16 protein-coding genes are annotated in these 22,113 nt (G+C 70.7%); 7 read left to right on the forward strand and 9 right to left on the reverse strand.

Going from position 1 to position 22,113, the window contains the following annotated elements; translation table 11 throughout:
• Positions 1 to 16: 16 nt before the first annotated feature.
• Entirely contained in the window at positions 17 to 1,003 is a 987-nt protein-coding gene (locus tag AB0950_RS28615; RefSeq protein WP_366779700.1) for a helix-turn-helix transcriptional regulator, read from the forward strand.
• Here AB0950_RS28615 and AB0950_RS28620 read toward each other — a convergent pair.
• Positions 966 to 2,012, reverse strand: a complete 1,047-nt coding sequence (locus tag AB0950_RS28620) for a LuxR C-terminal-related transcriptional regulator (RefSeq protein WP_360154376.1) — start codon at positions 2,010 to 2,012, stop codon at positions 966 to 968. The genes AB0950_RS28615 and AB0950_RS28620 overlap by 38 nt on opposite strands.
• A gap of 197 nt (positions 2,013 to 2,209) precedes the next feature.
• Positions 2,210 to 3,319: a substrate-binding domain-containing protein gene (locus AB0950_RS28625; RefSeq protein WP_360571772.1), complete on the reverse strand. Its 1,110-nt coding sequence runs from the start codon at positions 3,317 to 3,319 to the stop codon at positions 2,210 to 2,212.
• Positions 3,320 to 3,610: 291 nt separating this feature from the next.
• Between AB0950_RS28625 and AB0950_RS28630 the strand changes: the two genes are divergently transcribed.
• Positions 3,611 to 5,641: a PA14 domain-containing protein gene (locus tag AB0950_RS28630; RefSeq protein ID WP_366779701.1), complete on the forward strand. Its 2,031-nt coding sequence runs from the start codon at positions 3,611 to 3,613 to the stop codon at positions 5,639 to 5,641.
• Positions 5,642 to 5,691: 50 nt separating this feature from the next.
• Here the strand turns inward: AB0950_RS28630 and AB0950_RS28635 are convergent, their stop codons facing one another.
• The 5 genes from AB0950_RS28635 to AB0950_RS28655 all read right to left on the reverse strand — a co-directional run bounded on the left by AB0950_RS28635 (position 5,692) and on the right by AB0950_RS28655 (position 10,985).
• Entirely contained in the window at positions 5,692 to 6,141 is a 450-nt protein-coding gene (locus AB0950_RS28635) for a helix-turn-helix domain-containing protein (protein ID WP_360089474.1), read from the reverse strand.
• A 5-nt stretch (positions 6,142 to 6,146) separates the two neighbouring features.
• Entirely contained in the window at positions 6,147 to 7,313 is a 1,167-nt protein-coding gene (gene dnaJ, locus AB0950_RS28640) for a molecular chaperone DnaJ (protein ID WP_360154385.1), read from the reverse strand.
• 42 nt (positions 7,314 to 7,355) lie between these two features.
• A complete protein-coding gene (grpE, locus tag AB0950_RS28645; RefSeq protein WP_360154388.1) occupies positions 7,356 to 8,030 on the reverse strand; it encodes a nucleotide exchange factor GrpE in 675 nt (224 codons plus the stop codon).
• Positions 8,030 to 9,871 carry a molecular chaperone DnaK gene (dnaK, locus tag AB0950_RS28650; protein ID WP_360154391.1) on the reverse strand — a complete coding sequence of 614 codons (1,842 nt, stop codon included), beginning with the start codon at positions 9,869 to 9,871 and terminating at the stop codon, positions 8,030 to 8,032. Before dnaK ends, grpE begins: the two co-directional genes overlap by 1 nt.
• A gap of 94 nt (positions 9,872 to 9,965) precedes the next feature.
• The gene (locus AB0950_RS28655) at positions 9,966 to 10,985 is read right to left on the reverse strand and encodes an MraY family glycosyltransferase (RefSeq protein ID WP_366779702.1); all 1,020 of its coding nucleotides are present in this window, start codon (positions 10,983 to 10,985) and stop codon (positions 9,966 to 9,968) included.
• Positions 10,986 to 11,171: 186 nt separating this feature from the next.
• Here AB0950_RS28655 and AB0950_RS28660 point away from each other — a divergent pair, with 186 nt between their 5' ends.
• A complete protein-coding gene (locus tag AB0950_RS28660) occupies positions 11,172 to 13,439 on the forward strand; it encodes a heterodisulfide reductase-related iron-sulfur binding cluster (RefSeq protein WP_360154397.1) in 2,268 nt (755 codons plus the stop codon).
• Between the two features lie 72 nt (positions 13,440 to 13,511).
• Here AB0950_RS28660 and AB0950_RS28665 read toward each other — a convergent pair whose 3' ends face one another.
• The gene (locus tag AB0950_RS28665; RefSeq protein ID WP_330338741.1) at positions 13,512 to 13,838 is read right to left on the reverse strand and encodes an antibiotic biosynthesis monooxygenase; all 327 of its coding nucleotides are present in this window, start codon (positions 13,836 to 13,838) and stop codon (positions 13,512 to 13,514) included.
• A 228-nt stretch (positions 13,839 to 14,066) separates the two neighbouring features.
• On the opposite strand from AB0950_RS28665, the gene AB0950_RS28670 reads away from it, so the two are divergent.
• From AB0950_RS28670 to AB0950_RS28680, 3 genes are all read left to right on the forward strand, one after another.
• Complete coding sequence (locus tag AB0950_RS28670) at positions 14,067 to 15,548, forward strand: FG-GAP and VCBS repeat-containing protein (RefSeq protein ID WP_360154401.1); 1,482 nt, start codon at positions 14,067 to 14,069, stop codon at positions 15,546 to 15,548.
• Between the two features lie 81 nt (positions 15,549 to 15,629).
• Positions 15,630 to 16,988, forward strand: coding sequence for an FG-GAP and VCBS repeat-containing protein (locus AB0950_RS28675; RefSeq protein ID WP_366779703.1), 1,359 nt, complete (start codon positions 15,630 to 15,632; stop codon positions 16,986 to 16,988).
• A 125-nt stretch (positions 16,989 to 17,113) separates the two neighbouring features.
• Entirely contained in the window at positions 17,114 to 18,172 is a 1,059-nt protein-coding gene (locus AB0950_RS28680; RefSeq protein ID WP_360571765.1) for a YIP1 family protein, read from the forward strand.
• 337 nt (positions 18,173 to 18,509) lie between these two features.
• Here the strand turns inward: AB0950_RS28680 and AB0950_RS28685 are convergent, their stop codons facing one another.
• Positions 18,510 to 19,193 (reverse strand): hypothetical protein, encoded by a 684-nt coding sequence (locus AB0950_RS28685; protein ID WP_366779704.1) that lies wholly within the window; start codon positions 19,191 to 19,193, stop codon positions 18,510 to 18,512.
• Positions 19,194 to 19,519: 326 nt separating this feature from the next.
• Between AB0950_RS28685 and AB0950_RS28690 the strand changes: the two genes are divergently transcribed.
• Positions 19,520 to 22,108 (forward strand): AAA family ATPase, encoded by a 2,589-nt coding sequence (locus tag AB0950_RS28690; protein ID WP_366779705.1) that lies wholly within the window; start codon positions 19,520 to 19,522, stop codon positions 22,106 to 22,108.
• The last annotated feature ends 5 nt before the right edge of the window (positions 22,109 to 22,113 follow it).

Below are 22,113 nucleotides of genomic sequence, written 5' to 3' on the forward strand. Positions count from 1 at the left end.
GCAAGGGGAGGCGACGATGGGCCGGGCCACGCACGCGGCACACGCTGCCGACGACCTGTGCGCCGAGGGGGCGGCACTGTACGCACGCGCGCTGCGCGACGGTCACCTGCGCGCCGAGGACGCCGAGGAAGCGCCCTGCCTGATCGACACCGGTCTGCTGCACCCGTCGGTCGGGGACCTGGACAGACTGGAGCCCCTCGCACCCGCCGTCGCCCTGCACCGGTTGCTGCTGGCCTCTCAGGACCGCATCGCCGACGAACGGCGGCGCGAGGTCCGGCTGGCCGAGCTGTTCGCCCCGCTGATGCGGACCGACGCCGGGCCCACCGGGGCCGACGACCCGCCGGTGATCGCCGTCCTCAGCGGATTCCGCGGCATCGGCCGGGCGATCGAGCGGGCCATGGCAGGCAGCAGCGGCGAACTGCTCGCCGTCCAGCCGCACGTCAGCCACACCCGGGCGTCCGACGAGGCGCGCGCCCAGGCTCTCGGCCGGGACCAGGCGTTCCTCGACCGGGGCGGCCGGATCCGCACGCTCTACCAGCACACCCTGCGGCACGCGCCCTCGGTGGTGGCCCGCTACGAGCAGCTCAGAGGCGACGTCGAGGCCCGCACCCTCGACGAGATCACCGACCGCCTCATCGTCGTGGACCGCACGGTCGCCTTCATCCCGGCGAACGCCGACCGGACCCTCGCCGTGGAGATCCGCCACCCCGCCATCGTCGGGTTCCTCGCCACCGCCTTCGACCGCCTGTGGCGCCTGGCCACGCCCCTGTACCCGCAGACCGCCCCGCAGCCCTCCCTCGACGGCGTCACGCCCCGCCAGCTGGCCATCGTGGCCCTCCTGGTCGAGGGCCACACCGACGCCCACATCGCCGACCGGCTCGGCATGAACGTCCGCACCGCCCGGCTGCACATCGCCAAGCTCGCCGCCACCCTCGGCAGCGACAGCCGCGCCCAGCTCGGCTATCTCATCGCACGCTCGGGGATTCTTGACCAGGAACCGTGAGCGCGCGGGCCGGCAGCCCGGCGCCGCGGTGGCCGTCCAGGCCGACCTGGGCGATCCGCACACCCAGCTGGGTACGGCTGGCCGCGCCGAGGGTCTCCGACAGGCGGGCGATGTGGGCGCGGCAGGTGCGCACGCTGATGCCGAGCCGCTCGGCGATCACCGCGTCCTGGTGTCCCTCGGCGAGCAGCGCGGCGATGGACTGCTCGCGGTGCGAGATGCCCTCGATGCCGGTGTCGGGTAGCGGCGCGGTGAGCGGGATGGCGAGGCGCCAGAGGCGTTCGAAGACCGTCACCAGGTACTCCACGAGGGCCGGGTGGCGCAGCTCCAGGGCCATGGTGCGGTCGGCGTTGGCGGGGATGAAGGCCACCGTGCGGTCGAACAGGATGAGCCGGTCGATGACCTCGTCCAGCGTCCGGGCCTCGACCGTGTCGCCCATCAGCTCCAGGTAGTTGAGCAGCCCCTGGCCGTGCCGGGCCACGTGCGTGTACAGGTCGCGCATGCGCACGCCCCGGCCGCGCAGGGCCAGCGCCCGGTGCAGGCCCTCGGTCAGCTCGGCCTCCCGGCGGATGCCGCCGGGCTGCACGGTGAGCACCTCGGTGGTGCACGCCTCGGTGGCCTCGTCCATCGCGGCCTGGATCCGGGAGAGCCCGTCCAGCACCCGGATCGCGCTGCCCTCGGCCGGTGCGGACAGCGCGCCGAGCCGGCGGCCGAGTCCGGCGTACCACTCGAAGGCGGCCACCGCCGAGCCCACCTTGCGCTGGCTTTCACTGACCTCGTCGTAGACCCCGCGCAGCAGCCTGGTCATGACCTCCTGCGGGGAGGTCGGCACCAGCCAGTCCATGTCGTCGGGGTCCGGGTGCAGCAGGGCCAGGTCCAGCAGGCAGGGCACCGGCTCGGCGTCGGTGCGCGGCACCCGGCCCCGGCGTACGGCCCGGGAATAGACACGGTCCCCGGCCGCGCACAGTCGGTCGGCCCCGTGTGGATGCTCCTCCGCCCCGTGCCCGGCCATCGCCCATTTCACCCCCGGTGTGCTGCCACTTCCGCAGCGCAACTATGCGCGGCGCCGACCGGGTCCGCAACACGGCTCGCCCCAACAGGCCCACCGCTAAAGCACGTTATGTCCGGGTATCGACCAGGCTCCGCCCCTCGCCTTGCAACAAGCTGATGGGGGTGGGGGCGCGGGGAACGCGCCCTTGCCTCAGGACCTCAGGACTTCAGGCCGATCGCCGCGCAGGCCGCCTTGTACTTGGGCGTGCAGATGTCGGCCACGGTGTAGATGCCGTCCGCGATGACCGTGTCCTTGATGTTGCCCTTGGTCAGGGCGATCGGCTGGATCAGCTTGGACGGGATGTCCTTGGTGGTGGGGCTGGAGACCTTGTCCTGGGTGAGCGCGTCGAACTGGATGTCCTTGCCCTGGACCTTGGCGACGGCTATCTGGGCGGCGGCCTCGGCCTCGTCCGGGTAGGCCTTGTAGACGCTCATGTACTGCTCGCCGGTCACGATCCGCTGCACCGCGTCGAGTTCCGCGTCCTGGCCGGTGACCGGAGGCAGAGCGGTGACGCCGGCCGCCTTCAGGGCCTTGATGACGCCGCCCGCCATGCCGTCGTTGGCGGCGTAGACACCGGCGATGTTGCTCTTGCCGATCGCGCCGATCGCCTTGGTCATCTCGGACTCGGCGAGTTCCGGCTTCCAGTCCGTGGTGTCGTACGACTGGGCGATCGTCACCTTGCCGTTCAGTTCGGAGAGCGCGCCCTCCTTGAACTGCTTGGCGTTGGGGTCGGTGGGCGAGCCGTTCACCATGACGATCTTGGCGGAGCTGTCGGCGTTCGAGCCGAGGGCCTCCAGCAGGGTGCGGCCCTGCACCTCGCCGACGAGTTCGTTGTCGAAGGAGATGTAGGCGTCGATCGGGCCCTCGGCGAGCCGGTCGTAGGCGATGACCGGGATGCCCGCGTCCTTGGCCTTCTTCACCTCGGGCGCGATGGCGTGCGCGTCGACGGCGTCGAGCATGATGATGTCGGCCTTCTCGTCGATCAGCCGCTGCATCTGCGAGGCCTGCCGGGAGGCGTCCGCGTCGGCGTTGAGGTACTCGGTCTTGCCCTGCTTCGCGGTGAGCCGGGAGACCTCGCTCTTGATGATGGGGTAGTCGAACTTGTCGTAGCGGGTGTTGGCCTTCTCCGGCAGCAGCAGCCCGACGGTGATGTCGTTGCCCCTGCTCGGGCTCGCGCTCGCGCTGTTCCCCGTGGCGTCCAGCACGCCACAGCCGGCGAGCGAGAGGGTCATCGTGGATGCGGCCACGGACAGGGCGATACGACGCATGCGAGGGCTCACTTCGGCTTCCGGACGTAGGGCGGCTATACGACCCAGGTGTCTGAAAAGCCAACGCGGAGGCCACACCCGGCGTCAAGCGGAACTACTTAACGAGTCCGCAACACCACGCTCAGCTGACTCTGTGAAGGACACGCGGAATCACCTCCAAACACTCTTTACGGACCCTCCATTCAAAGGGAGTTCATGGCCCGGCAAAGAGCGGTACAACCAACCCCGATCTTCGCGAGTCGTGATCACCGGCGGCCGCGCGCCGCCCACCCGACTCGAGCAGAGGACCGAATGAACCCAGCCAGACGCGCGACCGCCACGGCCGTCGTGCTCGCCACCGCCGGCGCCCTGCTGAACGCGGCCGCCCTGACCGCGTCCGCGGCCACGACCTGCACCGCACCGACGTACAAGCGGACGTTCTACGCGAACACCACGTTCTCCGGCACCCCGAAGAAGACGGACTGCGACAGCGTCATCGACCAGAACTGGACCGGCGCGCCCGCCTCCGGGCTGCCGAAGGACAACTTCGGCGTCCGCTGGAGCGTCACCCGCGACTTCGGCTCCGGCGGCCCCTTCGCGTTCGCCGCCTCCGGGACCGACGGCATCCGGGTGTACCTGGACGGTGTCCGCAAGACCGACCTGTGGTCCAACACCTCGGGCACCCGTGCCAAGACGGTCAACGTCACCGTCCCCAAGGGCAAGCACACCCTGCGCGTGGACTACGTCAACTGGACCGGCGCCGCGAGCGTGAAGTTCGCCTACACCCCGCGCACCTCCGCCACCGTCGACACGGTGCGACCGCTCGCCCCGACCGGAGTCTCCTGGGACTACTACACCGGTGAGCCGTCCGGCATCGACGCCGTGCTCAGCTGGACGGCGAACAAGGAGATGGACCTCGCCGGTTACCGCGTCTACCGGCGGGTGGCGGGCACGAGCAGCTTCACCCGGGTCGGCACGACCACGGTGCCGCGCTTCAGCGAACGGCCGCCGCAGACCGGGCAGTCGTACTACTACGAGATCCGCGCCTACGACAAGGCCGGCAACGAGTCCGCCGGCAGCACCGACCAGGGCCCGGTCCCCTCCCGGGACCTGACCCCGCCCGCCGCGCCGAAGCTCACCGCGACCGGCACCGAGGACGCCAACGAGCTGTCCTGGACGGCCCCTTCGGACGCCACCGGCTACCGGGTGTACCGCAGGCCCGCCGGGGCGGGCGACTTCACCGCGCTCGCCGAGACCACGTCCACCGGCTACACGGACGCCAAGGCCGAATACCGCACGGCCTACGACTACAAGGTCGCCGCGCTCGACGCGCACGGCAACGCCGCCGACTCGGCCGTCGTCACCAGCACCCGGACCATCGCCCCGCCGCAGCACGTCACCGCGCGCACGGACAGCGGCGAGACGGTCATCGGCTGGACCGAGCCCGCCGGCACCGCCGGCTACACGGTCCGCCGCTCCGCGGACCACGCCGACGGCTCCCGGGACTGGAAGACCCTCACCTGCGGCTCGCCCACCAGCGCCACGGACGCCGCCGGCGACACCGAGCGCACCTGCACCGACTCCTCCGGCCGCCGCGGCACCACGTACCACTACACGGTGCTCCGCAGGGACTCCGCCGGGCGCTGGTCGGTGCCCTCCGCGGAGGTCACCGCCACCCGGCCCGGCGACGAGACACCGCCGCCGGTGGTCACCGGCCTCGCCGCCGAGCCCCTGGAGTACGGCATCCGCCTGTCCTGGCAGCCCAGCACGGCCCCGGACCTCGCGTCCTACGCCCTCTACCAGCAGCAGGACGAGTCCCACGACCCCGAGTACCTGGGGAAGGTGGACGCCTCGACGACGCAGACCCTGCTGTCCTGGCCGGCCGACGGCACGTCGTACCGCCTGTTCGTGGTGGCCGTGGACGTCTACGGCAACTCCCTGACCTACCAGGACGATCCGGACGTCGAGGACTGGAGCGTGCCCGTCGCCTCCGTCCCGGTGACCGCGCTCGACCTGCGGCCCACCTCGGTCCCGCCCGACACGGCGGGCTGCCAGACGACGACCTGGCGGACCGCGAACGGGATCAGGGTGGAGCCGTGGTGCCCGTACGAGGACACCTCCTCGGTGACCGGCTTCCACGTCTACCGCTGGGACCGCGCCGAGGACAGGTTCGTCCGGCTGACCGAGGCCCCGGTGGCCAAGAGCCGGGACGGCTGGTTCTGGACGGACACCGACGCCCCGGCCGGCACGACGGTGTACTACATGATCTCCCTCGTCCAGGCGGACGGCACCGAGTCGTTCGCCGACACCGACTACGCCATCACCCCGCCGAGCGGGTCCTGACACGCCGAAGGGGCCCGCGGTCCGCCGCGGGCCCCTTCACCGTGTTCCACTCAGTCCTGCTGCTGGCGCTTGGGCCGCCACACCACCAGCGCGCTGGTCTGCTGGACCTCCTGGTACGGCACCAGGTCGCGCCGGTAGGAGGCGTGGACGGCGGCCTCGCGCTGCTGCATCGCGGCCGCCGCGCCGTCCAGGGCCGCCTGAAGCTCCGCCACGCGGGACTGCAGGGCGGCGACCTGGTTCTCCAGTTCGATGATGCGCTTGATGCCGGCCAGGTTGATGCCCTCGTCCTGCGACAACTGCTGCACCTGGCGGAGCAGTTCGATGTCGCGGGCCGAGTAGCGCCGGCCCCGGCCCGCGGTGCGGTCCGGGGACACCAGGCCCAGGCGGTCGTACTGGCGCAGCGTCTGCGGGTGGAGTCCGGAGAGCTGGGCCGCCACCGAGATGACGTAGACCGGGGTCTCCTCGGTCAGTTCATACGGGTTACGTCGACGGCCGTCCATCTCTCTCAGTCTCCCTTCGCGGCCTCGAACAGCTCCGCCCGCGGGTCCTCGCCCGCGGTCGCCTCGCGATACGCCTCGAGCGCGTCACGAGCCTTCCCCGGCAGGTCCTCGGGCACACGCACCTCGACGGTGACCAGGAGGTCCCCGCGGGAGCCGTCCTTGCGGACCGCGCCCTTGCCCCGGGCGCGCATGGTACGGCCGTTGGGCGTGCCGGGCGGCAGTTTCAGGGTGACGGGCGGTCCGCCGAGGGTCGGCACCCGGACCTCGCCGCCGAGGGCCGCCTCGGGGAACGTCACCGGCACGGTGACGGTGAGGTTGTCGCCCTTGCGGCCGAACACCGGGTGCGCGCCGACGTGCACGACCACGTACAGGTCGCCCGCCGGTCCGCCCCGCTCGCCGGGCGCGCCCTTGCCGCGCAGCCGGATGCGCTGCCCGTCGGTCACCCCGGCCGGGATGCGGACCTGCATCGTCCTGGACGACTTCGCCCGGCCGCTGCCCTTGCACTCCATGCAGGGGTGCTCGGCGATCAGGCCGCGGCCCTTGCAGTCGGGGCAGGGGTCGGTGAGCGAGAAGCCGCCGCCCGAGCCCCGGGCGACCTGCCCGGTGCCGACGCAGGTCGGGCACACGCGCGGTGTGCCGTTCTTGTCGCCGGTGCCCGAGCAGGCCTTGCAGGGCGCCTGGGAGGACATGCGCAGCGGCACCGTGGCGCCCTCGATGGCCTCCGTGAAGCTCAGCGTGACCTCGGACTCGATGTCCTGGCCGCGCCGGGGCTGGGTCCGCGTCCCCGCGGCGCCGCCGCGGTTGAACAGGCCCCCGAAGACGTCACCGAGTCCGCCGCCGAAGCCGCCCTGGGTGCTCGCGCCGCCTCCGAAGAGGTCGCCCAGGTCGAAGTTGAACGAGCCGCCGGCGCCCGGCCCGGGGCGGAAGCCGCCGTTGCCGAACAGGGCGCGTGCCTCGTCGTACTCCTTGCGCTTCTTGGGGTCGCCGAGCACGTCGTTCGCCTCGGAGATCTCCTTGAAGCGCTCCTCGGCCCTGGCGTTGCCCTTGTTGGCGTCCGGGTGGTACTCGCGGGCGAGCTTCCGGTACGCCTTCTTGATCTCGGCCTCGGTGGCGTCCTTGGGGACGCCGAGGACCTTGTAGTAGTCCTTCTCGATGAAGTCCTTCGTGCTCATCCTCGACGTACCCCCTTCCCGTGCTTCCCGTGGGTCCTCACGTCAGCCCTCGTCCGGGCCACCGTTCTCCTTGTCGTCAGCGGCGCCGGCGTCCTTCGCCTCGGAGGTCTTCTCCTCGGCACCCTCGGCCTTGACGGTCTGCGCGCCCGGCTGCGGCTCGGCGACGGCCACCCGCGCGGGGCGGATGGTGCGCTCGCCGATGCGATACCCGGGCTGCAGGATCGCCACGCAGGTCGTCTCGGTGACGTCCGGCGCGTAGCTGTGCATCAGGGCCTCGTGGATCGTCGGGTCGAAGGGCTCGCCCTCCTTGCCGAACTGCTGCAGGCCCATCTTGGCCGCGACGGTCTCCAGCGACTCGGCCACCGACTTGAAGCCGCCGACCAGTTCGCCGTGTTCCCGCGCGCGGCCGATGTCGTCGAGCACGGGCAGGAGTTCGGTCAGGAGGTTCGCGACGGCGATCTCCTTGACCGCGATCCGGTCCCGCTCGACCCGGCGGCGGTAGTTCTGGAACTCGGCCTGGAGGCGCTGGAGGTCCGCCGTGCGCTCGTTCAGCGCCGTGCGCGCCTGGTCCAGCTGGGCCAGCAGACCGGCGTTGTCGTTTCCGTCCCCGGCCGGGGCCGCCCCCTCATCGGGAGCGGCCTTCGGCTCGGCGTCGTCGGGGGTCGCGCCGGAGGGGACGTCGGGCTTCTCTTCGAAGCCCGGGGTCTCCTCCGTCATTACGCGGCACCGTCCTTGCGCTCGTCGTCCACGATCTCGGCGTCCACCACGTCGTCGTCGGCCTTGGCCTCACCGGCCGAGGCGCCGCCGGCGGCGGCCTGAGCGGCCTGGGCGTCGGCGTACATGGCCTGGCCCAGCTTCTGCGAGACGGCCGCGACCTTCTCGGTGGCGGTGCGGATCTCGGCGGTGTCCTCGCCCTTGAGGGCTTCCTTCAGCTCGCCGACCGCGGCCTCGACCTCGGTCTTGATCTCGCCGGGGACCTTGTCCTCGTTGTCCTTGAGGAACTTCTCGGTCTGGTAGACCAGCTGCTCGCCCTGGTTGCGGGCCTCGGCGGCCTCGCGGCGGCGGTGGTCCTCCTCCGCGTAGCGCTCGGCCTCCTCGCGCATGCGGTCGACCTCGTCCTTCGGCAGCGAGGAGCCGCCGGTGACGGTCATCTTCTGCTCCTTGCCGGTGCCGAGGTCCTTCGCCGTGACGTGCATGATGCCGTTGGCGTCGATGTCGAAGGAGACCTCGATCTGCGGGACGCCGCGGGGCGCCGGCGGCAGACCGGTCAGCTCGAACATGCCGAGCTTCTTGTTGTACGCCGCGATCTCGCGCTCGCCCTGGTAGACCTGGATCTGCACCGACGGCTGGTTGTCCTCGGCCGTGGTGAAGATCTCGGAGCGCTTGGTCGGGATCGTGGTGTTGCGCTCGATCAGCTTGGTCATGATGCCGCCCTTGGTCTCGATGCCGAGGGACAGCGGGGTGACGTCGAGCAGCAGGACGTCCTTGACCTCGCCCTTGAGGACACCGGCCTGGAGCGAGGCGCCGATGGCGACGACCTCGTCCGGGTTCACGCCCTTGTTGGCCTCCTTGCCGCCGGTCAGCTCCTTGACGAGCTCGGCGACCGCGGGCATACGGGTGGAGCCACCGACGAGCACGACGTGGTCGATCTCGTTGATGGAGATGCCGGCGTCCTTGATGACGTTGTGGAACGGCGTCTTGCAGCGCTCCAGCAGGTCGGCCGTCAGCTGCTGGAACTGAGCCCGGGTGAGCTTCTCGTCCAGGTGCAGCGGGCCCTCGGCGGACGCGGTGATGTAGGGCAGGTTGATCGAGGTCTCGGTGGACGAGGACAGCTCGATCTTGGCCTTCTCGGCGGCCTCGCGCAGACGCTGCAGGGCCATCTTGTCCTTGGACAGGTCCACGCCGTGGCCGGACTGGAACTGCTTGACCAGGTAGTCGACGACACGCTGGTCCCAGTCGTCACCACCGAGGTGGTTGTCGCCGTTGGTGGCCTTCACCTCGACGACGCCGTCGCCGATCTCCAGCAGCGAGACGTCGAAGGTGCCGCCACCGAGGTCGAAGACGAGGATCGTCTGGTCGTCCTTGTCGAGGCCGTAGGCCAGCGCGGCGGCGGTCGGCTCGTTGACGATGCGCAGGACGTTCAGACCGGCGATCTCGCCGGCCTCCTTGGTCGCCTGGCGCTCGGAGTCGTTGAAGTACGCCGGGACGGTGATGACCGCGTCGGTCACCTTCTCGCCCAGGTAGGCCTCGGCGTCCCGCTTCAGCTTCTGCAGGATGAACGCGGAGATCTGCTGCGGGTTGAAGTCCTTGCCGTCGAGCTGGATCTTCCAGTCGGTGCCCATGTGGCGCTTCACCGAGCGGATGGTCCGGTCCACGTTCGTGACCGCCTGACGCTTGGCGACCTCGCCGACGAGCACCTCACCGTTCTTGGCGAAGGCGACGACGGACGGCGTGGTCCTGGCGCCCTCGGCGTTGGTGATGACGGTGGGCTCGCCGCCCTCCAGAACGCTGACGACGGAGTTAGTCGTGCCCAGGTCGATGCCGACCGCACGTGCCATGGTTGATTCCTCCAGCTGACTTGAGTGGAACGGACTCAAGTGTGCATGACGGCACCGGCTGGGTCAACAGACCTGAGTCGGCCAGGCTCAAGTCTTATCCGTTCCTTACACGCAACTGCCCTCTGACCTGCGTCGATGGCATCCGCCGGGGTTGCTGAACAGGGATGCGAAGGGCGACGGCGACGACCAGCAGCACCCCTCCGGCCACCCAGGCCACCACCCCGTCCCCGGTCCACCCGGTGTGCACGAGCACCCCCACCAGCACCGAGGCGAAGGACCCGGCCCCCAGCAGGACGACCGAGCCCTGCGGGGTGAGCCCAAGTGGCCGCAGCCGGTGCACCAGATGGTCCGGTCCGCGCCGCAGCAGCGGGCGCCGGGCCAGGCTCCGGGAGAGGACCACGAGGAGGGCGTCGGCGAGGGCCACCGCGCCGAGGCAGAACACCACGGCCGCGCTCGGCGTGAGGTCGTACCCCGCGCGGGTGAAGACGAGCGACGAGGACAGCAGGAACCCGGTGAACAGCGAGCCGCAGGCGCCGAGTCCGATCCGCGCGGGGTGCCAGTTGTGCATCAGGAAGCCGGTGAGGGCGGCGGCGAACACGCTCAGCAGGACGGCGAGGCCGTCCATCACCTCGGCGGCGGCGCAGGCCCCCGCCCCGAACGCGGTGAACACCCCGACGGTCCCCGCGAGCCCGTCCGCATGGTCGAGCCCCTTGAAGGCCAGGGTGGCGAGCACGATCCAGCCCATGCCCAGCAGGCCGCCCGGCACACCCGTCTCCTGGTACGGCACCACGAAGGCCGCCGCCACCGCCGTACCGGCGACGAGCACGCGCGGGCGCAGCCGCCAGACGTCGGCGACCAGGCCCAGCCCGGCGACGCACGCGGCGGCGACCAGCAGCCTGCCGACCCCTTCGCCGAGCGGCGCGACCCTGGTCCACTGCCCGGCCCAGGCGACGAGGCAGGTGACGGCGACCACGGCGACCCCGCCGAGCAGCGGCAGCCTGCGCTGCCGGCGCCGGTCGACGATGCCCGCCCGCAGTGCGGGCACCCTGAGCAGCGCGGACAGCACGGCGGCGAGCAGCAGGGCGGCGGTGGCGGCGGCGATCCCGTAGAGCACGGCTCTAAGGTAGGGGTGAATGTAGCAATTCGGTATGAATAACACGATCGGATGGTCCGGGGATGACGCTCGTCACCCCGCGCCCGGCTGCATCCCGCAGGAAGATGAGGGTAGTCTCAGACGAACTGGATAAGTTACCGCTTAGTAATCTCGCTCGGTTAAGTTCGAGGCCGCCCAGGAGCCCCCATGCAACTCGCCGCGATCATCGTGTCGCTGGTACTCGCCGTGGTCGGCGTTGCGCTGTTCAGCCGCGCCATCGCGCAGATCTACCGGTTCGTACGGCTCGGCCAGGACGTCCCGGCGGGCACCCGGACCGACGACTGGACCGCCCGCACCGCCACGGTGATCAGGGAGTTCCTCGGCCACACCCGGATGAACCGCTGGGGCGTGGTCGGCGTCGCCCACTGGTTCGTCGCGGTCGGCTTCTTCTCCCTGGTGCTGACCCTGGTCAACGCCTTCGGCCAGCTCTTCCAGGCCGACTGGGCGCTGCCGGTCATCGGGCACTGGCTGCCGTACGAGCTGTTCGTCGAGTTCATCGGCACCATGACGTCGCTGGGCATCCTCACCCTGATCGTCATCCGGCAGCTGAGCCACCCCAGGCGCCCCGGGCGCAAGTCCCGCTTCGCGGGCTCCAACTTCGGCCAGGCGTACTTCGTCGAGGCCGTCATCCTCGTCATCGGCCTCGCGATCATGACGCTGCGCGGTCTGGAGGGCGCGCTCGCCGGCGTGCACCACTACGAGGCGGGCTACTTCGCCTCGTACCCCCTGGTGCTCGCGTTCAAGGGGCTGAGCGTCTCCACGCTGCAGAACCTGGTCTACCTCACGGCCATGATCAAGATCGGGACGTCCTTCATCTGGATGATCACGGTCTCGCTGATGACCGACATGGGCGTGGCCTGGCACCGCTTCCTGGCGTTCCCGAACATCTTCTTCAAGCGCAACGCCACCGGTGAGACCTCCCTCGGCGCCCTGCTGCCGATGACCTCCGGCGGCAAGCCGATCGACTTCACCGACCCCGGCGAGGACGACGTCTTCGGCGTCTCCCAGGTCGAGCAGTTCTCCTGGAAGGGCCTGCTGGACTTCTCCACCTGCACCGAGTGCGGCCGCTGCCAGTCGCAGTGCCCCGCCTGGAACACCGGCAAGCCGCTCTCCCCGAAGCTGCTGATCATGTCTCTGCGGGACCACGCGCACGCCAAGGCGCCGTACCTGCTCGCGGGCGGCGGCAAGACCATGGAGGGCGAGGAGAAGGCCTCCGAGGAGCAGCTCGCCTCGGTGCCCGCGGCAGCGCTGGCCGAGGCCGAGCGGCCGCTGATCGGCACCGCCGAGGAGAACGGCGTCATCGACCCGGACGTGCTGTGGTCCTGCACCACCTGCGGCGCCTGCGTCGAGCAGTGCCCGGTGGACATCGAGCACGTCGACCACATCGTCGACATGCGCCGCTACCAGGTGATGATCGAGTCCGCGTTCCCGTCCGAGGCGGGCACGATGCTCAAGAACCTGGAGAAGAAGGGCAACCCCTGGGGCCTGGCCAAGAAGCAGCGCCTTGAGTGGACCAAGGAGGTCGACTTCGAGGTCCCGGTCGTCGGCAAGGACATCGAGGACCTCTCCGAGGTCGAGTACCTGTACTGGGTCGGCTGCGCCGGCGCCCTGGAGGACCGCGCCAAGAAGACCACCAAGGCCTTCGCCGAGCTGCTGCACATCGCGGGCGTCAAGTTCGCGATCATGGGCGGCGACGAGAAGTGCACCGGCGACTCCGCCCGCCGCCTGGGCAACGAGCCCCTGTTCCAGGAGCTCGGCATGGAGAACGTGGCCGCGCTGAACATGGCCTTCGGCGAGGACGACGAGGACCCGGCCACCAAGAAGCCCAAGTCGGCGAAGAAGATCGTCGCCACCTGCCCGCACTGCCTGAACACGCTCGGCAACGAGTACCCGCAGCTCGGCGGCGACTACGAGGTCATCCACCACACCCAGCTGCTGCAGCACCTGGTGGACGAGGGCAAGCTCATCCCGGTCACCCCGGTCGAGGGCATCATCACCTACCACGACCCGTGCTACCTGGGCCGCCACAACAAGATCTACACGCCCCCGCGCGAGATCATCGGCAAGGTCCCGGGCCTGCGCAACGAGGAGATGCACCGCCACAAGGAGCGCGGCTTCTGCTGCGGCGCCGGCGGCGCCCGGATGTGGATGGAGGAGCGGATCGGCAAGCGCATCAACAACGAGCGCGTCGACGAGGCCCTCTCCCTCAACCCGGACATCGTCTCCACCGCCTGCCCGTTCTGCCTGGTCATGCTCACGGACTCGGTGAACGGCAAGAAGAACGACGGTACGGCCAAGGAGTCCATCCAGGTCGTGGACGTCGCCCAGCTGCTGCTCGACTCCGTCAGGACCCCGGTCGACCCGGCCGGCGAGGCCGAGACGGAGACCGCGCCGGAGCCCGAGCCGGTCAAGTAACACCGGCCCGACGACGCGACGGCGCCCCCTGCTCGCACAGGCAGGGGGCGCCGTCGCGTTTCCGGAAGGTGCTCAGGCGCTCTTCGGCCCCGCCTGCTGCACCACCTCGAAGGACCACAGGGTCGAGCCGGAGGCGGCCGGCTTCGGGCGTTCGGCGCCCTCTCCGCCGCCCTGGTGCGCGGACTTCATCGGCCCCTCCATCCAGGCCTGGAACGACTCCTCGTCACGCCAGCGCGTGTAGACGAGGTAGGTGTCGGTGCCCTCGACGGGGCGCAGCAGCTCGAACCACTCGAAGCCGTCGGAGTTCTCCACCGCGTGCGCCCGCGAGGCGAACCGCTTCTCCAGGGTCTCCCGCTGCTCGGCGGGGACGGTCAGCACGTTGATCTTCACTACGCTCATGGCACCATCCTCCGCCAGCCGCGCGCCCGCCGCCGCCCCGGCCGTGCCCGGCTCACCGCAAGATCAGATGTTTACCGAACTCACGTACAACCCTTACGCCCCACCGCAGGTCTCCTGATCGCCGACCGCCCGGTGAACCGCGGGACAACTCGCGACGAACACGGACGGTCCGCACACCATCGTCTGCGGATGCCCGCCAGGCATCCCCCGCATGCCGTAGGAGACCGCATGCACCTGCACACGCGACTCGCCCTCGCCACGGCCACCGCGGCCGCGCTGACGGGCGGCCTGCTCACGTTCGCCGCCTCGCCCGCCACGGCCGCCGACTCCTTCAAGGTCGCGAAGGCCGACTTCAACGGCGACGGCGTCGGCGACATCGCCACGTCCGCGGCCGGCGCCTACGTCAGCGGCCACAAGAACGCCGGCCAGGTCGTCGTCCTGTACGGCTCCGCCTCCGGCGTCACCTCCGCCAAGCGCACCACCATCAGCCAGAACACCTCGGGCGTTCCCGGCACCGCCGAGGCCGGCGACTTCTTCGGCGCCGAGCTGGCGTACGCCGACTTCAACGGCGACGGCTACGACGACCTCGCCGTCGGCACCCCGGACGAGAAGGTCGGCACCGACACCAACGGCGGCGGCGTCGCCATCCTCTTCGGCTCCGGCAGCGGCCTCACCGGCAAGGCCGTCGACCTCCCCGACCCCGCCCCCTCCTCCCACGACTTCTGGGGCAAGGACCTGGCCGCCGGCGACTTCGACGGCGACGGCAAGGCCGACCTGGTCGTGGGCAGCTCCTCCAGCACCCTCTACCTCTACAAGGGCGGCATCACCACCTCCGGCGCCTACGGCAGCCGCGGCACCGTCAAGCCGCCCATCATCTCCGGCACCAACGACGACCCGTACGGCCCGATGAGCCTGACCGCCGGGGACGTCAACGGCGACGGCCGCACCGACCTCGTGGTCGACGGCTACGAGACCAAGACGTCGTACGGCTGGAACACCAACTACTGGCTGCCCGGCAGCGCCAGCGGCCTGAGCGGCTCCACCGCCAAGGCCCTCAAGCCCGGCATCATCACCGCCATCGGCGACATCAACGGCGACGGCTTCGGCGACATCGTCAGCGGCGCCGGCTGGGACGCCACCACCGACGACGGCACCCCCGTCCCGGACTCCTCCAACGGCGGCCGGGTCAACGTCACCTACGGCTCCGCGTCCGGCCCCGCCGGCACCACCGGCATCACCCAGAACACCGGCAGCGTGCCCGGCACCTCCGAGAAGGGCGACGGCTTCGGCTGGGACCTCGACCTCGGCGACGTCAACGGCGACGGCTACCAGGACCTCGTCGTCAGCGCCCCCGACGAGGACATCGACGGGGTCACGGAGACCGGCATGGTCACCGTCCTGTACGGCTCGGCGTCCGGCGTGAACACCGCCTCCGGCGCCCAGGCCTTCGAGCAGAACACCCCCGGCGTGCCCGGGACCAGCGAGAAGTACGACCTGTTCGGCGCCGACGTGAAGCTCGACGACGTCACCGGCGACGGCAAGGCCGACCTGGTCGTGGGTTCGTACGAGAACAGCGGCAACGGCGGCATCACCTACCTCCCGTCCGACGGCACGAAGATCACCACGAGCGGCTCGCGCTCCTTCGGCCCGTCCAACGTGAGCGTCTCCACCAGCGGCACCCCCCAGCTCGGCGCCGTCTTCGCCGACTGAGACGCCGCCGACCCGTCCGCCTCGCCGACCCGTCCGCCTCGACCCGCCGTCCGATCAGCCGGCCTCACCGGGAGAGCTCCGATGCGCACAGCCACCTCCGCCGTCCTCGCGGCCGCCCTGCTCACCGCGGGGCTGACCCCGCTGGCGCTGAGCTCCCCGGCCGCCGCCGCGGTCGCCAAGCAGTACGACGACTTCAACGGCGACGGCCACCGGGACCTGGCCTTCCAGGGCTACAGCCGGGACGGCGGGGCGAGCGGCGCCGTCACCGTCGTCTACGGCAGCGCCAAGGGCCTGGACACCGCGCACACCCAGACGATCGACCAGGACAGCCCCGGCGTGCCCGGGACCAACGAGGAGGACGACAGCTTCGGCGAGACCCTCGCCGGAGCGGACCTCAACAAGGACGGGTACTCCGACCTGGTCGTCGGCAACCCGTCCGAGAAGGCCGGCACCGCCGCGTACCGGGGCACGGTCACCATCCTCTGGGGCTCCGCCTCCGGCCTGTCCGGCGGCACCACGCTCACCCCGAAGGGCTCTGCCAACAGGTCACAGGCGCACTTCGGCGCCTCCCTCGCCACCGGTGACTTCACCGGCGACGGCTCGCCCGACCTCGCGGTCGTCGGCGGGATGGAGACGTGGCTGTACCGGGGCCCCTTCACCAAGGCCGGACACACCGGAGCCGTCAGCGAGATCGACAAGACGGACGCGGGCTGGTACTCCTCCCGTCTCGTGGCCGGCAACGTCAACGGCGACGGCAGGACCGACCTCGTCGTCATCGGCGAGCAGTTCCCCAGCGCCGCCGACAGCACTCCGAAGCAGCGCGCCTGGTTCCTCAAGGGCTCCTCCTCCGGCCTGGTCTCCGGGGCCTCCAAGACGCTGGGCTCCGGCGCCTGGGACGCGGCCATCGGCGACTTCGACAAGGACGGCTACGGCGACATCGCCCTCGGCCTGCCCGAGCAGGACCACGGCAAGGGCGCGGTGACCGTGTGGCGCGGCGGGTCCTCGGGCCCCAGCGGCTCCACCACGTTCACCCAGGCCACCGCGGGCGTCTCCGGCACACCCGAGGCCGACGACGACTTCGGCGCGGCCGTCTCCGCCGGCGACACCAACGGCGACGGCTACGCGGACCTGGCGGTCGGCGTGCCCCTGGAGGACGTCGACGGCAAGGAGGACCAGGGCGGCGTGCACGTCTTCCGCGGCGGTTCCGGGGGCCTGAGCGGCACCCGCTCCTCCTGGATCCCGCAGACGGCCGCCGGCCCGGCGGACTCGGACACGGGCTTCGGCAACACCCTCCACCTGCGTGACCTCACCGGTGACGGCAGGGCCGACCTGGCGATCGGCGTGGCGGGCGGCGCGGTCCTGCTCCGCGGCACCTCGACGGTCCCGGCGACGTCCGGTGCCGTGCGGCTGCCGATGGTGGGCGGCGCCTTCCTGGACTGACGTCTCCGGCCCGACGTCCCTGGACCTCCTGTGCTCCTGTGCTCCTGTGCCGGGTGCGTCCCTGAGGCCCGGCGGGGCGGGACCCTGGAAATCCCCGGGGCCGTGCCCTGACGGTCCCTTAGGGGATGTCACAGGTCGGCCGCAAAGCCCGGCCCGGACGCCCGGGCCGGGCACGTCACTCTTTCGGACCGGGTACGTTCGATGACGTGGCTGGATTCAGGATCGGACGCGGGGACCGGGACAACCGCACCCCTCAAGGACAGCAGGCGCCGCAGGGACCGTCGTACGGCCGGCCCGGACCGCAGCACGGGCAGCCGGGAGCGCCGTACGGGCAGCCCTCGGGGCCCTCGTACGGCTACCCGCAGGCGCAGCAGCGGCCGTACCCGCAGCAGTCGTACCCGCAGCCGGGCCGGCAGCCGTACGCGCAGCAGGGGCAGGCGTACGGCTACCCGGGCCCGGCGGCCGGCGACGGGCCGGAGTACTTCGGCGACGGCGGCCACCCGGGCGGCGCCGCGGGCCATGACCCGTACGCGGCGAACAACCCCGGCCACACCCAGGCGTTCTCGATCGACGAGGCCGCCGGCTACACCCAGGGCGCCACCTACCAGGCCGGCTCGGCCCCCGCGCCCGCCGCCCCGCTGGGCCCACCGCTGCACTGGAAGCAACTGCTGAGGGGGATCGTCCTCTCCCCCAACCAGACCTTCCTGCGCATGCGGGACTACACGATGTGGGCCCCGGCCCTCATCACCACGTTCCTCTACGGCCTGCTGGCCGTGTTCGGCTTCGACGGCGCCCGCCAGGACGCGATCAGCGCCACGCTCTCCAACGCGGTGCCGATCGTGCTGATCACGGCGGTCGTGATGGTGCTCGGCCTGTTCATCCTGGGCGTGGTCACCCACACCCTGGCCCGCCAGCTCGGCGGCGACGGCGCCTGGCAGCCGACGGTCGGCCTGTCCATGCTGATCACCGCCCTCACCGACGCGCCCCGCCTGGTCTTCGCCATGTTCTTCGGCGGCGACGCCGGTTTCGTGCAGCTGCTGGGCTGGGCCACCTGGATCGGCGCCGGCGCGCTGCTGACCCTGATGGTCTCCCGCTCGCACGACCTGCCCTGGCCGAAGGCGCTGGGCGCGTCGGCGATCCAGCTGATCGCGCTGCTGTCGATAGTGAAGCTGGGGACGTTCTAGTCCTCGAGGCACGGCACGCGAAAGGCCCCCGGCAAGGCAGCCGGGGGCCCTTTTTACGGGGGCTGTACAGGGGGAAAGCCGGACGCCGCAGCGTGCCTGGTAATCCTTCCCGGCCCGTCGTCGCCATCCTGTCCGCCAAAGCCGGCGATTTGGCACCAGCGACGACGGAAGGCCGACCGAGTGAAGCTCGCCAAGCGATTCACCACGATCAATGCCGCCGCAACGGCAGCGATTCTCTTCAGCGCCGGCGGCGACCAGAGTTGAGGCGCCGAGGCGCGACCATAAAACAGCCCGGCGGCCGGGTGCGTGTGCACCATCGGCCGCCGGACTGTGAAGTTCAGCCGTTGTTGTTATTGTTGTTGTTCGCCCCGCCCCCATTGTTGTTGTTATTGTTGTTGTTGTTCGCGCCCCCGCCACCGTTGTTGTTGTTATTGTTGTTGTTCGCCCCACCGCCGTTGTTGTTGTTATTGTTGTTGTTGTTCGCGCGACCTCCGTTGTTGTTGTTGTTGTTGTTGTTGGCGCCCCCTCCGTTGTTGTTGTTGTTATTGTTGTTGTTTGCGCCTCCACCGTTGTTGTTATTGTTGTTGTTGTTCGCGCGACCTCCGTTGTTATTGTTGTTATTGTTGTTGTTGGCCCCACCGCCGTTGTTGTTGTTATTGTTGTTGTTCGCGCGGCCTCCGTTGTTGTTGTTATTGTTGTTGTTGTTCGCGCCTCCACCGTTGTTGTTATTGTTGTTGTTGTTTGCACGTCCTCCGTTGTTGTTATTGTTGTTGTTGTTGTTCTGGCGGTGCCCACCCTTGCGGTGGTTATTGTTGTTGTTGTTATTGTTGTTGTTTCCGCCTCCGCCGTTATTGTTGTTGTTATTGTTGTTGTTGCCTCCGCCGTTGTCGCTCGGCGCTGTGACGTGAGCGACTGTGGGCGTCGGGGCGGCGAACGCGGCAGACGGGATCAGGGCCCCACCCGCGGCCAGGGCGGCCGATGCGGTCAGTACCGCTGTGCGCTTTGCGATCTTGTGGATCATGACGATTCCTTTTCGAGGAGTGCGATTGTGCCGATTCAGGGCCTATTCGGTACGGCCATCCATTCGGCGTGATGACCCAGTCAGGCCCCGCCACTCGGCCCGCGTCATTCCCCGAATTCTCGTGACGTGACAACCGGCCGGGTTAGGCTCTTTTCGTCAGCATGCTCTGACGCCGCCGGGGACACATCGGGCGGACGCCCCAAGTTCCACCCCGGCGGACCCCACATCCCACCCGGGAATCCCGCGAGAACACCCCACCAGCCAACCCTCCTTGATCGGTCTGGATCTTTTGCGCGGCTCCGGTCACAGAGGGAAACTGGCGGGTGATGGACCTGCTGGAGCGAGAGACCGTGCTCCAGGACCTGACCGGCCACCTGCAGGACGCCGTGAGCGGCCCTGGGCGCCTGGCCCTTGTGCGCGGTGAGGCCGGCATCGGCAAGACCGCCGTAGTCAACCGTCTGACCCAGCTGGCCGGTCCCCAGATCCGGGTCCTGGTCGGCGCCTGTGACCCGCTGGCCACACCCCGCCCCCTCGGCCCCCTGGTGGACCTGGCTCCGCGCCTGGGCCAGGCGGTGCGTACCGCCCTGACCGGCGCGCTGGCCGGCACCTGCCGTTCCGACGAGGTCTTCGACTGCCTCCTCGCCGACCTGAGCTCCTATCCCAGCCTGCTGGTCGTGGAGGACGTCCACTGGGCCGACGAGGCCACGATGGACCTGCTGCGGTACCTGGCCCGGCGTCTGCCGAGCGTTCCGGCGCTGCTGGTGGTCACCTACCGCGACGACGAGATCGGCCGCACCCACGACGTGACCGCCCTCCTGGGCACCCTCGCCGGCTATCCGTGGGTGTACCGCCACGACCTGGCCCCGCTGAGCCGTCGGGCCGTGGCCCGGCTGGCCGCCGGACACGCCGTCGACGCCGAGCAGCTGTACCAGGTCTCCGCCGGCAACCCGTTCATCGTCACCGAGATCCTGGCCGCCCCCGCCGAGTCCATCCCGGCCACGGTGCGCGAGGCCGTCGCCGGCCGCCTGGCCGGCCTGTCCGCCGCGGCACGCGAGGTCGTCGACGTGCTCTCCGTCCTGGGGCGCCGGGCCTCGCTGCCGCTGCTGGCCGGCATGCTGCCGGCCTGCGAGGAGGCGCTCGACGAGGCCGTGGCCGGCGGAATCGTACGGACTGACGGGCAGATGGCCGAGTTCCGCCACGAGCTGACCCGGCTGGCGGTGCTGCAGTCCGTGCCCGCCGCCTACCGTCTGCGGGTGCACCGGCAGGCGCTGGCGGCGATGCGGTCCGGCCCGGTCGCCGCGGACGATCTGCCGCTGCTGGCCGATCACGCCGAGGGCGCCGGGGACGCGGCCGCCGTACTGGAGTTCGCGCCCGCCGCGGCCGCCCATGCCGCCGCGCTGGGCGCGCACCGGGAGGCGGCCGCCCAGTACGCCCGCGCCCTGCGGTACGCCGACCGCCTGCCGGCCGGCCGACAGAGTTCCCTGCTGGAAGGGCATTCGCAGGCCTGCCTCCTGTCCGGCCGGCTGGACGAGGGGGTCGCCTCCCGCCGCAGGGCGGTGAAGCTGCGCCGTGCCCTGGGCGACCGGCTGCGCGAGGGGGAGGACCTGCGCTGGCTGTCGTGCTGGCTGTGGCCGGACGGACGCGCCGTCGAGGCCAGGCGGACCGGCCTGGACGCGGTGCGGGTGCTGGAAGAACTGGGACCGAGCCCCGAGCTGGCCCGGGCGTACCTGAATCTCTGCCAGCTGGCCTGCTACGGGCATGAGGCGGTCACGGTGACCGACGCCTACGCCGCGAAGGCGACCGCGCTGGGTGAGCGCTTCGGCGATGCCGGGGTGGTCGTCCAGGCCCGCTTCCATGCCGCGGCGGCACGCATGCTGAGCGAAGACGCCGGCTGGGACGACTGCGAACAGGCCGTGACCAGCGCGATGGCGCAGGAGCTGCCGGAGGACGCGGGCCTGCTGGCGCTCAACATGTGCTGGTTCACCGCGCTCAAGCGGGACACCGCCAAGACCACCGCGGCCGTGAACCGGGCGGAAGCCTATTGCCTCGACCGCGACCTGTTGTCGTACCTGCTGTGCGCGCGGGCCTGGGGCAGCTGGGGGCTGCTGGCCCGGGGCCTGTGGAGCCAGGCCGCCGACGCCGCACAGAACGTCCTGTCCCATCCCAGCTCACCAGCGGTCGTCCGGGCCCTGGCCCTGACCGTCCTGGGCCTGGTGCGGGCCCGTCAGGGCAAGGGCCAGGTGTGGCCGCTGCTGGAGCGGGCGGCGAACCTGGTCGACTCCGACTGCCTGCTGGACACGGGCCTGGGGTGGGAGGCCCGGGTGGAGGCGGCCTGGCTGGCCGGTGACCACGAGCGGGTGCGGACGGAGGCACAACGCGGTCTGGACGCGCTGGCGGGACGTACCCATCCCTGGCTCTCCGGGCCCCTGGCCTGCTGGATCCGCCGCGTCGGAGGAGCAACCCCGCAGGTGCCCGCGGCCGGACCCTGCGCGCTGGAGCTGGCCGGCGACTGGGCGGGCGCCGCGGTCCAGTGGGACAGGCTCGGCTGCCCGTACCAGGCGGCGCTGGTCCGCCTGTCCGGCGACGCGCCCGCGCTGCACGAGGCACTGGCCGCCTTCGAGGCCCTCGGCGCCCGGCCGGCCGTGGCACGCACCCGCGCCGTGATGCGTACCCGCGGCGTCCGCCCGGTCCGGCGTGGCCCGCGGGCGGCCACCCGCGCCAATCCGTACGGGCTGACCCTCCGGGAGATGGACGTCCTCAAGCTGCTGCACGAGGGCCTGTCGGATGCCGACATCGCGGCCCGCCTCTACATCACACCCAAGACCGCCGGGCACCACGTGGGCGCGGTACTGGCCAAACTCGGCGTCCACACCCGGCAGGAAGCGGCCCGCAAACTCCACCATTCCGAGCGCTGAAGCCC

Source organism: Streptomyces sp. NPDC007189, from assembly GCF_040703635.1.
Classification (GTDB): domain Bacteria; phylum Actinomycetota; class Actinomycetes; order Streptomycetales; family Streptomycetaceae; genus Streptomyces.

What these genes read in the sequence shown, in the direction of transcription:
- AB0950_RS28615 (WP_366779700.1), top strand. Translation starts at nt 17, where the DNA reads ATGGGCCGGGCCACGCACGCGGCACACGCTGCCGACGACCTGTGCGCC.
- AB0950_RS28620 (WP_360154376.1), bottom strand. Translation starts at nt 2,012, where the DNA reads ATGGCCGGGCACGGGGCGGAGGAGCATCCACACGGGGCCGACCGACTG.
- AB0950_RS28625 (WP_360571772.1), bottom strand. Translation starts at nt 3,319, where the DNA reads ATGCGTCGTATCGCCCTGTCCGTGGCCGCATCCACGATGACCCTCTCG.
- AB0950_RS28630 (WP_366779701.1), top strand. Translation starts at nt 3,611, where the DNA reads ATGAACCCAGCCAGACGCGCGACCGCCACGGCCGTCGTGCTCGCCACC.
- AB0950_RS28635 (WP_360089474.1), bottom strand. Translation starts at nt 6,141, where the DNA reads ATGGACGGCCGTCGACGTAACCCGTATGAACTGACCGAGGAGACCCCG.
- dnaJ (WP_360154385.1), bottom strand. Translation starts at nt 7,313, where the DNA reads ATGAGCACGAAGGACTTCATCGAGAAGGACTACTACAAGGTCCTCGGC.
- grpE (WP_360154388.1), bottom strand. Translation starts at nt 8,030, where the DNA reads ATGACGGAGGAGACCCCGGGCTTCGAAGAGAAGCCCGACGTCCCCTCC.
- dnaK (WP_360154391.1), bottom strand. Translation starts at nt 9,871, where the DNA reads ATGGCACGTGCGGTCGGCATCGACCTGGGCACGACTAACTCCGTCGTC.
- AB0950_RS28660 (WP_360154397.1), top strand. Translation starts at nt 11,172, where the DNA reads ATGCAACTCGCCGCGATCATCGTGTCGCTGGTACTCGCCGTGGTCGGC.
- AB0950_RS28665 (WP_330338741.1), bottom strand. Translation starts at nt 13,838, where the DNA reads ATGAGCGTAGTGAAGATCAACGTGCTGACCGTCCCCGCCGAGCAGCGG.
- AB0950_RS28670 (WP_360154401.1), top strand. Translation starts at nt 14,067, where the DNA reads ATGCACCTGCACACGCGACTCGCCCTCGCCACGGCCACCGCGGCCGCG.
- AB0950_RS28675 (WP_366779703.1), top strand. Translation starts at nt 15,630, where the DNA reads ATGCGCACAGCCACCTCCGCCGTCCTCGCGGCCGCCCTGCTCACCGCG.
- AB0950_RS28680 (WP_360571765.1), top strand. Translation starts at nt 17,114, where the DNA reads ATGTCACAGGTCGGCCGCAAAGCCCGGCCCGGACGCCCGGGCCGGGCA.
- AB0950_RS28685 (WP_366779704.1), bottom strand. Translation starts at nt 19,193, where the DNA reads ATGATCCACAAGATCGCAAAGCGCACAGCGGTACTGACCGCATCGGCC.
- AB0950_RS28690 (WP_366779705.1), top strand. Translation starts at nt 19,520, where the DNA reads ATGGACCTGCTGGAGCGAGAGACCGTGCTCCAGGACCTGACCGGCCAC.